Source organism: Pseudonocardia nigra (assembly GCF_019396355.1).
In the GTDB taxonomy this organism is placed as follows: domain Bacteria; phylum Actinomycetota; class Actinomycetes; order Mycobacteriales; family Pseudonocardiaceae; genus Pseudonocardia; species Pseudonocardia nigra.
Genome location: NZ_JAHKRK010000251.1, coordinates 1 through 10,438 on the forward strand (window position 1 = coordinate 1; position 10,438 = coordinate 10,438).

9 protein-coding genes are annotated in these 10,438 nt (G+C 73.2%); 4 read left to right on the forward strand and 5 right to left on the reverse strand.

Annotated elements, in window-relative coordinates; genetic code table 11:
- Positions 1-250: 250 nt before the first annotated feature.
- Positions 251-1,183 carry a LysR family transcriptional regulator gene (locus KME75_RS36080; protein WP_219419430.1) on the reverse strand — a complete coding sequence of 311 codons (933 nt, stop codon included), beginning with the start codon at positions 1,181-1,183 and terminating at the stop codon, positions 251-253.
- 73 nt (positions 1,184-1,256) lie between these two features.
- Here KME75_RS36080 and KME75_RS36085 point away from each other — a divergent pair, with 73 nt between their 5' ends.
- The 4 genes from KME75_RS36085 (at position 1,257) to KME75_RS36100 (ending at position 5,189) form a co-directional block, all read left to right on the forward strand.
- A complete protein-coding gene (locus KME75_RS36085; RefSeq protein WP_219419431.1) occupies positions 1,257-1,475 on the forward strand; it encodes a hypothetical protein in 219 nt (72 codons plus the stop codon).
- Positions 1,476-1,574: 99 nt separating this feature from the next.
- Positions 1,575-2,354, forward strand: a complete 780-nt coding sequence (fabG, locus tag KME75_RS36090) for a 3-oxoacyl-ACP reductase FabG (RefSeq protein WP_219419432.1) — start codon at positions 1,575-1,577, stop codon at positions 2,352-2,354.
- Positions 2,355-2,389: 35 nt separating this feature from the next.
- Complete coding sequence (locus KME75_RS36095) at positions 2,390-3,631, forward strand: DUF4032 domain-containing protein (RefSeq protein ID WP_219419433.1); 1,242 nt, start codon at positions 2,390-2,392, stop codon at positions 3,629-3,631.
- Between the two features lie 130 nt (positions 3,632-3,761).
- The gene (locus KME75_RS36100; protein ID WP_219419434.1) at positions 3,762-5,189 is read left to right on the forward strand and encodes a GntP family permease; all 1,428 of its coding nucleotides are present in this window, start codon (positions 3,762-3,764) and stop codon (positions 5,187-5,189) included.
- On the opposite strand, the gene KME75_RS36105 is transcribed toward KME75_RS36100, so the two are convergent.
- The 4 genes from KME75_RS36105 to cydC all read right to left on the reverse strand — a co-directional run.
- The gene (locus tag KME75_RS36105; RefSeq protein ID WP_219419435.1) at positions 5,173-5,940 is read right to left on the reverse strand and encodes a FadR/GntR family transcriptional regulator; all 768 of its coding nucleotides are present in this window, start codon (positions 5,938-5,940) and stop codon (positions 5,173-5,175) included. The two genes, KME75_RS36100 and KME75_RS36105, sit on opposite strands and share 17 nt — an antisense overlap.
- A 45-nt stretch (positions 5,941-5,985) precedes the next feature.
- Complete coding sequence (locus KME75_RS36110; protein WP_219419436.1) at positions 5,986-7,686, reverse strand: glycoside hydrolase family 13 protein; 1,701 nt, start codon at positions 7,684-7,686, stop codon at positions 5,986-5,988.
- Between the two features lie 53 nt (positions 7,687-7,739).
- Positions 7,740-9,092 (reverse strand): hypothetical protein, encoded by a 1,353-nt coding sequence (locus KME75_RS36115; protein ID WP_219419437.1) that lies wholly within the window; start codon positions 9,090-9,092, stop codon positions 7,740-7,742.
- A 25-nt stretch (positions 9,093-9,117) separates the two neighbouring features.
- Positions 9,118-10,438, reverse strand: a 1,321-nt coding sequence (cydC, locus tag KME75_RS36120) for a thiol reductant ABC exporter subunit CydC (RefSeq protein WP_219419438.1), incomplete at its 5' end; no start/stop codon positions are given.

A 10,438-nucleotide genomic window follows, 5' to 3' on the forward strand; every position in this document is an offset into this window, starting at 1 on the left:
GCCACCGCGCGGTCGCCACCCGCTACGACAAGCGCGACTACATGTTCCGCGGAACCATCGACGTCGCCTCGATCAGGATCTGGCTCCGCGACCCCGTCCCATGATCCAAGGGACACGCTCTAGCCCGCGACCAGCCCATTCGCCGGGGCGGCGACGGGCGAACTCCGCCGGCAACCGGGCCTGCCGGGCGTGCGCCCACGCGGCGAGCCGGTTGACCGTGGATGGCGATGTCCAGCGCGGAAAGACCGGGTCACGCGGCCGGGGCGGTGCTTGCCGTGGCCGCCCGCGCCGCCGCGTCGAGCGCTTCCAGGCCCAGCGCGATGTGCCGCTGCTGCCGGCTGCCGCGCCGGGTGCACGTGAGCAGGCGCCGGCGTGGTGTCGGGGCGTCGCGCAGCGGCACCCGTGCGACCGGCAGCTCGGTGGGGATCCGGACCAGCCGGGGCACCAGCGCGACCCCGAGGCCGTGGGCGACGACGGACGCCACGGCCGACCACTCCTTGACCACGTGCACGACGTCCGGGCTGAACCCGGCGGCGGCGCAGGCCACCATCGCGAGCTCGTGCTGGTCGCAGGTGCCGGGCGCGGCGAGCACCCACGGGTCGTGCGCCGCCTCCTCGAGCGCCGCATCCGGTCGCCCGGCGAGCGGGTGGCCGAGTGGGACGAGCAGGTCCTGGGGCTCGTCGAGTAGTGGCTGCTGCTCGAACCGCGGGTCGTTGACGCCGGGCCCGCCCATGTTCGGGACGACGACGGCGATGTCGACGTCGGCCGCCAGCAGGCGTTCGAACGCGTCGGCGGTCTCGACCTCGGCGACCCGGACGCGCAGCTGCGGCGCGTGGTGGCGCAGGTGCGCCGCGGCCGGTGCGACGACCATGTCCAGGCTCGACGGGAAGCCGCACAGCCGCAGCAGCCTGCCCGCCTGCTCGGCGTAGGTCTGGAGTTCGCCGCGGGCCTGCTCCCATCGGACCGCAAGGTCGTCGGCGTGGCGGAGCAGCGCATGCGCCGCAGGTGTCAGCCGGACCCGCCTGCCGTCGGGTTCCAGGAGCGGGACGTCGAGCTCACGGGCGAGTTGGCGCAGCTGCTGGGAGACGGCCGACGGTGTCAGGTGCAGCGAGTGCGCGGCCGCGGTGAGGGTGCCGAGCTGGTCGACGACCCGCAGGACGTGCAGCCGGCGTAAATCGATCATGTAGCAGGATTCTACGGTTTCATGCAGAAATGTGAACTGGACCTGACGGATTCTCGGGTCGAGGCTGGCCGGTATGGAGGATCCGACGACGATGCGCTGCCGCCACTGCGGGTGGCCCGAGCAGGAGCCCTACGAGGTCGTCTCGCGGCACGTCACGTCGCAGGGCGTGATCGTCTACAGCCGCTGCGCCTGTGGACGGCTGCAAGTGCGCCGGCACGACCGCGTCGTGCTGCAGGCGCGCACGCCCACCCCCGGCGTCGCCGGGCCGGCGGCTGGGTGCGCGGCCCGCTGACGACCGGGTGTGCCGGACGCGACAGGGTCGGGGATGGCATCCGCGGCGTGCAGGGGAAAGACTCGCCGTGCCAACGATGTCGACCGGGAAGAGGACCAGATGACCGACACCGCCGGAGTGGCCACGACCAGCGGCCGGGTGGCGATCGTGACCGGAGCGGCCCGCGGGATCGGTGCGGCCACCGCACGGCGGCTCGCCGCCGACGGGCTCGCCGTCGCCGTGCTCGACCTCGAGGAGGCGGCGGCCAAGGCCACCGTCGATGCGATCGAGGCCGACGGCGGGCGGGCGCTCGCCGTGGGCGCCGACGTCGCCGACGCCGAGCAGGCCGAGGCGGCCGTCGCCCGGGTGACCGCGGAGCTCGGCGCCCCGACCGTGCTGATCAACAACGCCGGCGTGACCCGGGACAACCTGCTGTTCAAGATGACCGAGCAGGACTGGGACACCGTGATGGGCGTGCACCTGCGCGGCTCCTTCCTCATGACCCGCGCCGTCCAGAAGCACATGGTCGAGCAGAAGTGGGGGCGCGTGGTCAACCTGTCGAGCACCTCGGCGCTCGGCAACCGTGGCCAGGCCAACTACTCCACCGCCAAGGCCGGCCTGCAGGGTTTCACGAAGACCCTCGCCATCGAGCTCGGCAAGTTCGGCGTGACCGCCAACTGCATCGCCCCCGGCTTCATCGTCAGCGACATGACCAAGGCCACCGCCGAGCGCATCGGGGAGGACTGGGACACCTACGTCGCCGCGCGCGCCGCCCAGATCCCGGTGGCCCGCGCCGGGCAGCCCGAGGACATCGCCCACGCCGTCTCCTTCTTCGTGAGCGAGGCCGCCGGGTTCGTCTCCGGTCAGGTCCTGTACGTCGCGGGCGGCCCGAAGGCGTAGCCCGCCGGGCCGCCGGCACCGGCGATACTGGGCGCGTGCGCTTCCTCTTCCGTCCGCCGGCGGCCCACGCGACCGGAATGCTGTCGCTCCCGTGGGAGAAGCCCCTCGAGGAGTGGGTCGACGACCGGCTCCTCGAGGTGGCCCACCGCGGCATCTCCCGGCACGTCGTCCGGTTCGTCGAGACCGACGGCGTCATCTACGCGCTCAAGGAGATCGACGAGCGGCTCGCCCGCCGGGAGTACCGGCTGCTCGGGGAGCTGGAGTCGATGGGGATGCCCGCGGTGTCGGTGCTCGGGGTCTGTGTCGAGCGTGGCCCCGAGCTCGACGCGGTGCTCGTCACCCGGTTCCTCGACTACTCCATGTCCTACCGGTACGTGTTCTCCCACGGCCCCGCGGCGTGGGCCACCGACCAGCTGGTCGACGCCATGGTGGAGCTGCTCGCGCGCCTGCACCTCGCGGGGCTGTTCTGGGGCGACTGCTCGCTGTCGAACACGCTGTTCCGGCCGGACGCGGGCAGCATCGGGGCGTACCTCGTCGACGCCGAGACGGCGGAGCTGCACGCGGCGCTGTCGGACGGACAGCGCGGGTTCGACATCTCCTACGCGGCCGAGCGGGTGGGCGGTGAGCTGTTCGACCTGCAGGCGGGTGGTCTCCTCCCCGCCGACGTGGACCCGATCGAGATCGCGGCCGAGCTGCCGCGGCGCTACTACGCGCTGTGGGACGAGCTCACCCGCGAGGAGCTGTTCCAGCCCGAGGAGCAGCGCTACCGCGTGGCCGAGCGCGTGGACCGCATCAACGAGCTCGGCTTCGACGTCGACGAGATCGAGCTGCTCACCACCGACGCAGGCACCCGGCTGCGCGTGCACACCCGGGTCGCCGAGGTCGGCAGGGCCCGCAACCGCCTCTTCGCGCTCACCGGGCTGCAGGTCACCGAGAACCAGGCGCGCCGGCTGCTGAACGACCTGAAGAGCTACCGCGGCTACCTGGAGCAGAAGGAAGGGCGTGCGATCTCGGAGATCGTGGCGGCGCACCGGTGGCGTTCCGAGGTCTACGACCGCGTGATGGCGCTGGTGCCGGAGGCGCTGGCCGACCGGCGCGAGCCCGCCGAGATCTTCCACGAGATCCTCGAGCACCGGTGGTTCCTGTCGGAGAAGGCGGGCCGCGACGTCGGCACAACGGCCGCGGCGAAGTCCTACATGACCAAGATCCTCCCGCGGACGCCGAGCACCCTCACGGTGCTGCCGGATCCGGACGAGCGGTCGACGGCCTCGGCCTGACGCCGCTCGGCGACCGCTCCGCGACTGCCTGTGTCGGGATGTGTCCTGGTCGAACCCGGTTGTCCTTGGTATCACCATTGGACATAGTGTCGGCGCGCTCCCCATCCGAGCCGACCTCAGGAGTTCCGTCGTGGACGAAGTGGTTCCCGCACTCGGGACCGTGCCACTACTGCTGATCGCCGTCGCGGCGGTGGCAGTGCTGCTGTTGCTGATCATCGTGCTGCGCCTGCACGCGTTCGTCGCGTTGGTGCTCGTCAGCACGCTCACCGCGCTGGCGACGGGCATCCCACTGGGGGAGGTGTCCGACATCCTCCTCGAGGGCTTCGGCAACACGCTCGCCAGCGTGGCACTGCTCGTCGGCCTCGGGGCGATGATCGGGAAGCTGCTGGAGGTGACCGGCGGCGCGAACGTCCTCGCCGACACCCTGGTCAACCGCTTCGGCGAGAAGCGCGCCCCGCTCGCGCTCGGCATCGCGTCGCTGCTGTTCGGCTTCCCGATCTTCTTCGACGCCGGGTTCGTGGTGTTCCTGCCGATCATCCTGAGCGTCGCGAAGCGCTTCGGCGGCTCCCTGCTGCTCTACGCCATGCCCGCGGCCGGTGCGTTCGCCACCATGCACGCGTTCGTGCCGCCGCACCCGGGTCCGGTCGGCGCCGCCGAACTCCTCGGCGCCAACACCGGCCTCGTGCTCATCGTCGGCCTGCTCATCGGCGTGCCCACCTGGTTCGTCGCGTCCTACCTGTTCGGCCTGTGGGTCGGGCGCCGCATCGACCTCCCCGTGCCGGACGCCTTCGGCGGCGTCGAGGACCGTTCCGAGGGTCGTGACGGCGACGGTGGCGGTACCGGTACCGGTACCCGCACCGCCCTGCGTACGGCGCCCCCGCGGTTCAGCACCGTTCTGGTCCTGCTGCTGCTGCCGCTGGTGCTCATCCTGCTCAACACCGGCCTCAACACCCTGGCGATCGAGGGCGTCGTGGACGGGGACAACTCCACCGTCGCCGCCCTGCGTCTGCTCGGCCAGACGTCCATCGCCCTGCTCATCACCGCGATCGTCGCGATGATCGTGCTGGGCCGCGAGCGGTTCAGCCGGTCCGAGGTCGAGTCGATCGTCAACTCCTCGCTCGGCCCGGTGTGCGCGATCATCCTCGTGACCGGCGCGGGCGGCATGTTCGGCGGTGTGCTGCGGGCCAGCGGCATCGGCGGCGCGCTGGCCGACAGCCTCAGCGCGATCGGGCTGCCGGTGATCGTCGCGGCCTTCATCATCGCGCTGTGCCTGCGGGTCGCGCAGGGCTCGGCCACCGTGGCGCTCACCACCACGGCCGGGCTCATCTCCCCGGTCGTCGCGCAGAGCGGGCTGTCCTCGCTCGACCTCGCGCTCGTGGTGATCGCGATCGCGTCCGGGGCGACGGCGCTCTCGCACGTGAACGACTCCGGGTTCTGGCTGGTCGGCCGGTTCCTCGGGATGGACGAGAAGACGACGCTGAAGACCTGGACCGTCATGGCGACGCTCATCGGTCTGATCGGCTTCGCGCTCTCGTTCGTCGTCAGCCTCGTCGTCTGACCTCCGGCGCGGGCAGGGGCTCCCGGTCGGGGAGCCCCTCCCGCGCCAGCACCTCGGCGACGATCCGCTGCATCGCGTCGCGGGCGGCGCCGGCGTCGCCCGCGGCGACCGCGGCCGCGACGTCCCGGTGCCCGCGCAGGGCCTCCGGCCGGGGCCGGGGCGGCATCAGGTGGTGCACGGTGCGGCCGGTGAGCACCTCGGCGACGACGTCGGCGATGGCGGCGAACATCTCGTTGCCCGAGCCGAGCAGCACCAGCCGGTGGAACGCGATGTCCTGCTCCAGGAACGTGTCGAGGTCGCCCGCCTCGCCGGAGACCGTCATCGCGGCGGCCAGCTCCTCGAGCCTGCTGCGCTGCTCGGCAGTGGCGTTGTGGGCCGCGGCCGCCGCCGCGGCCGGTTCCACCGCCGCCCGGAGCTCGGTGAGCGACCGCAGCTGCGCCTGCCGGTCCCGGCCGGCGAGCCGCCAGCGGATCACCCGGCGGTCGAAGACGTTCCACAGCGCCCGGGGCTGGATCGTGATCCCCACCCGGCGCCTGCCGGTGGCCAGACCCATCGACTCCAGGACCCGCACCGCCTCCCGCGCGACCGTGCGCGAGACCCCGAACCGGGCCTCGATGCCCTCCAGGGTGAGCACGGCTCCCGCGGGCAGATCACCGGCGGCGATGGCCGGGCCGAGCACGTCGAGGACGCGGTCGTGCAGCGTGGCGGGCCGCTCGGCCGCCGCGGCGCGATCGGCCCCGAGCGCGTTCATGGGGGCAGGGTAATCGGCGGAGTCCGGCCACCGGCCCGGCCGAGGTCAGGTGCGGGTCCGCCGCAGCACCCGCGCCTCCCACCCGCGCAGTGGCGCCGAGGCCGCTTCGGAGGGCACGTCCGGGAGGTTCCCGAGCTGGAGCTCCGCCCCGTCCCAGGCGGCCGCGTCGGGCAGCGCCGCGGTCACCGGGCCGTCGGAGAAGTTGGCCAGCACGAGCAGTTCCACCTCGCCGTGCCGGCGGGTGAAGGCGTAGACGACGGGGTCGTCGGGCAGCAGCATCGTGAAGTCGCCGTGGACCACGGCGGGCTCGGTGTGGCGCAGCGCGATCAGCGCGCGGTAGTGGTGCAGCACCGAGTCCGGGTCGGCCCACTGGTCGGCGGCGTTGATGTCGGCGTGGTTGGCGTTGACCGGGATCCACGGCGTGCCGGTGGTGAACCCGGCGTGCCGCGAGGCGTCCCACTGCATGGGGGTGCGGGCGTTGTCCCGGCTCTTCGTGCGCAGCGCCGCGAGCACCTCCTCGGCGGGCTGCCCCGCCTCGAGGGCGTGCCGGTGGTGGTTGAGCGACTCGATGTCGCGGAAGTCGGCGATGCGCCCGAACGTCGTGTTCGTCATCCCGAGCTCCTCGCCCTGGTAGACGTACGGTGTGCCGCGGTGCAGGTGCAGCACCGTGGCGAGCAGCTTCGCCGAGGCCACCCGGTGCTCCGGGGCGTCGGACCCGAACCGCGACACCGCGCGCGGCTGATCGTGGTTGTTCCAGTACAGGCTGTTCCAGCCGGTGTCGGCGAGCCCGTCCTGCCAGCGCCCGAGCGACCCCTTGAGGGCGCGCAGGTCCGGCGGCCGCACGTCCCACTTGGTGGCGCCCTGGTCGAGCTGCACGTGCTCGAACTGGAACACCATGTCCACCTCGCGGCGCGCCGGGTCGGTGAAGAGGAGTGCCTGCTCCAGGGTGACGCCGGGCATCTCGCCGACGGTGAGGAACGCGCCCGGCCGGGCGGCGAACACCTCCCGGTGCATCTCCTGCAGGAACTCGTGGATCCGCGGGCCGCGCGTGACCAGCGGCCAGAAGTCGCCGAACCGGTGGCCGGGGCGCACCGGCCCGTCCGGCAGCGAGCCGTCCGCGGCGACCGGCTTGGACAGCAGGTTGACCACGTCCATCCGGAAGCCGTCGACCCCCCGGTCGAGCCACCACCGCATCATCGCGTACACGGCCTCGCGGACCTGCGGGTTCTCCCAGTTCAGGTCCGGCTGGCGGCGGGAGAACAGGTGCAGGTAGTACTCGCCGGTGGTCTCGTCGAGCTCCCAGGCCGGGCCGGAGAAGACCGACTCCCAGTTCGTCGGCGGGCCGCCGTCGCGCGGCGGGCGCCACCAGTACCAGTCGCGTTCGGGGCTGTCGAGGCCCGATCGCGACCCGACGAACCAGGGGTGCGCGTCCGAGGTGTGGTTGACGACCAGGTCCATGATCAGTTTCATGCCGCGCCCGTGGACCCCGGCGAGGAGGTCGTCGAAGTCGGCGAGGGTGCCGAAGACGGGCTCGATGTCCTGGTAGTCGCTGATGTCGTAGCCGTTGTCGTCCTGCGGCGACGGGTAGACCGGCGAGAGCCACAGGACGTCGACGCCCAGCTCGGCGAGGTGGTCCAGACGACCGGCGATGCCCGGCAGGTCACCGATCCCGTCGCCGTCGGAGTCGGCGAAGCTGCGCGGGTAGATCTGGTAGACGACGGCGGAGCGCCACCACTGCTCGGTCACGCTGATCAGTCTGCCGCGTCGGGTCAGCCGCCGTCCGTCGCGCCGCGGACCCCTCAGGACGCCCGGTTGGTCACCGCGATCGCCCAGCCGGGCAGCGGCTCGGTGCCGGGCGCGACCTCGACGTCCTCCCCGGTCAGGTTCACCACGAGCATCCCGTCCGGGGCCCGGAACGCGAGCAGCGGCAGCGTCGACGAGTGCCCGATCTCCACGTCGCCCGAGGCCAGTCGCGGCATCAGCCACTGCCAGGGCTCGGTGAGCGGGGTGGGCCGCCCGCCGTCGGGCAGGGTGCTGTCGGTCCACAGCGCCGCGTACCCCAGGCCGTGCCCCTGCGGGCCCCACAGGAGCGCGACCGAGACACCGGACTCCGCGTAGGCCCCGACGGCCGCGAGCGTGGCAGCCGCGCTGGCGGTGCTGTCCGGCCCGGCGCCGGCGCCCTCGGGCACGTCGGGATAGAACTCGGCCCACCAGATCGCGAGCGGGGTGCGCTCGCGGATCCACCGGGTCAGGTCGGCCCACTTCTGGGCGCCGGCCGCAAGGTCGGGGACGGTCTCCTGGCGGGTCTGCGTGGAGCCGTCGACGGCGATGAAGTCGGCGTCCACCTTGTTGGCCAGCCAGTACTCGATGACGTCGAGCGCCCGCTGGTCGGCCACACCCCACGGCCCGCGCACATCCGACGAGTCGGGCGAGCCGGGGTCGAGGCTGGTGAGCACCACGTAGGGGCCGCCGATCTGGACGTCCGGGCGGACCTCCTTCACCGCGGTGTAGACCTTGTTGTAGAGCTCGGTGTAGCCCTCGTAGTCCCAGCGGTTCTCGTCGGCGTGGTAGAAGCCCTTCAGCTCGTTCCACACCAGCACCCGCTCGATCTGCGGGTAGCGCGCCACGGCGAGGGCCGACAGCTCGGCGAACTCGTCGAAGAACTCCGGCTCGGGAGCGGTCTCCAGCTCCTTCCAGTTGGTCTCGCCGGCGACGCCGCCCTTCATCCAGTCCGGCGCGCAGCAGAGCGTGAGCACCGTGCGCCCGCCGGTTTCCTCGGTGAGCTGCATGCGCTTGTCGAGCGACTCCCAGTTGTACTCGTCGGGGGAGGGCTCCGGGTTCAGCGTGCCGAACCCCATGAGGTGGTGGTTCTGCCAGATCGCGCTGTCGTCGAGGATGTCCATCCCGCGCTGCCGCGCCTCGGCGGGCTCCTCGGAGTCGAGGCTGTCCTGGGTGTGCGTGACGCCCAGCTCGAGGCGGTTCGCCTGCTCCTGCCACGTCCAGCCGCCGTCGCGCTGGATCGCGTCGAGCGTCTCCTGGGACACCGGCGGCGCCTCGGTCGGGGTACCGGTGCCCGAACAGGCGACCAGGGCCACGGCGAGTGCCGCGAGCACAGCGGCGAGGGGACGGGGACGACGCACGGAGAACCTCATCTTGTCGGGGTGGCGGGTGGGCAACCTATCGCCGAGACAGTGACAGATCGTCACTGTGGTCGGGCTGAGAGGGGTCGGGCTGAGAGGGGTCGGGCCGAGAGGAGTCGGGCCGAGAGGGGTCGGGGCGAGAGGTGCCGCGCACGGCCGCCCGGTACCACCCGTCGCGCGCGAGCAGCTCCGTGTGCGTCCCCCGTTCCACGATCCGGCCGGCGACGACCACGACGACCTGGTCGAACCGGTCGAGACGCGCGAGGTCGTGGGTGACAAGCACCAGGGAGCGCCCGTCGGCGGCGGCGAGAAGGTCGTCGAGCACCGCGTCGCGGGTCTCCGGGTCGAGGTGCGTGGTCGGCTCGTCGAGCACCAGGACGCGCGGGTCGACGAGCAGTGCGCGGGCGAGCGCGAGGCGCTGGCGCATCCCGCCCGACAGCCGCACGCCGTGCGGGCCGACCTCGGCGGCGAGTCCGCCCGCCGCCGCGACTCCCGCGTCCAGCCGCACCCGCCGCAGCACGTCCCACAGCGCGGCGTCGGTTGCGTCGGGGCGGGCCAGCAGCAGGTTCGCGCGGACGCTCCCGGCGAACACGTGCGGGTCCTGGGGCACGCCGGACAGCCGGGCGCGCACCGCGTCCGGCTCCACCGTGGTGACGTCGACGCCGTCGAGCAGCACCGTGCCGGCGTCCGGGTCGCGGAAGCGGAACAGCACCTCGGCGAGGGTGCTCTTGCCCGAGCCGCTCGGGCCCAGCACCGCGACCCGCTCCCCGGGCGCGACGTCCAGGTCCAGCCCGTCGAGGGCCCACGGCTCGGCGCCGGCGTAGCGGACCCGCAGGTTTCGGATCCGCAGCCCGGCCGGTCCGGCGGGTGACGCACCCGGGCGCACCCACACCGCGGGCGGAGTGTCGAGCACGTCGAACAGCCGCGCGCCCGCGGCCCGCACCGCGCCGAGCCGGGCCGCCGCGCCCGGCAGCGGGGCGACGATCTCGAACGCGGCGAGCGCCGTCAGCACCAGCACGGCGAGCGGGACCGGCGAGAGCGACCCGTCCTCGACGGCGGCCACCCCGAGCAGCAGCGTGCCCCACAGCGTCAGCCCGGCGACCAGCGCCGACGCGCCCGCGCCCAGCCCGAGCAGGCCGGCGTCGCGGCGGGCGACGCGGGCGAGCTCGGCGTCGGCCTCCTCGACCCGCGCCACGGCGGCGGGCATCGCCCCGTACGCGACGAGGTCGGGCGCGCCGTGCACGGCGTCGACGAGCGCGGTCGACAGCTGTGCGCGCGCCGCGGCGCGCCGCCGGCCGGGGCCGCGCCCGGCGGCCGCGGCCAGCAACGGGACGGCCACGCCGCCGAGCAGCAGCCCG

Excerpts from the sequence above, each read along its gene's own strand:
- KME75_RS36080 (WP_219419430.1), bottom strand. The coding sequence starts at position 1,183 with ATGATCGATTTACGCCGGCTGCACGTCCTGCGGGTCGTCGACCAGCTC.
- fabG (WP_219419432.1), top strand. The coding sequence starts at position 1,575 with ATGACCGACACCGCCGGAGTGGCCACGACCAGCGGCCGGGTGGCGATC.
- KME75_RS36115 (WP_219419437.1), bottom strand. The coding sequence starts at position 9,092 with ATGAGGTTCTCCGTGCGTCGTCCCCGTCCCCTCGCCGCTGTGCTCGCG.
- KME75_RS36105 (WP_219419435.1), bottom strand. The coding sequence starts at position 5,940 with ATGAACGCGCTCGGGGCCGATCGCGCCGCGGCGGCCGAGCGGCCCGCC.
- KME75_RS36085 (WP_219419431.1), top strand. The coding sequence starts at position 1,257 with ATGGAGGATCCGACGACGATGCGCTGCCGCCACTGCGGGTGGCCCGAG.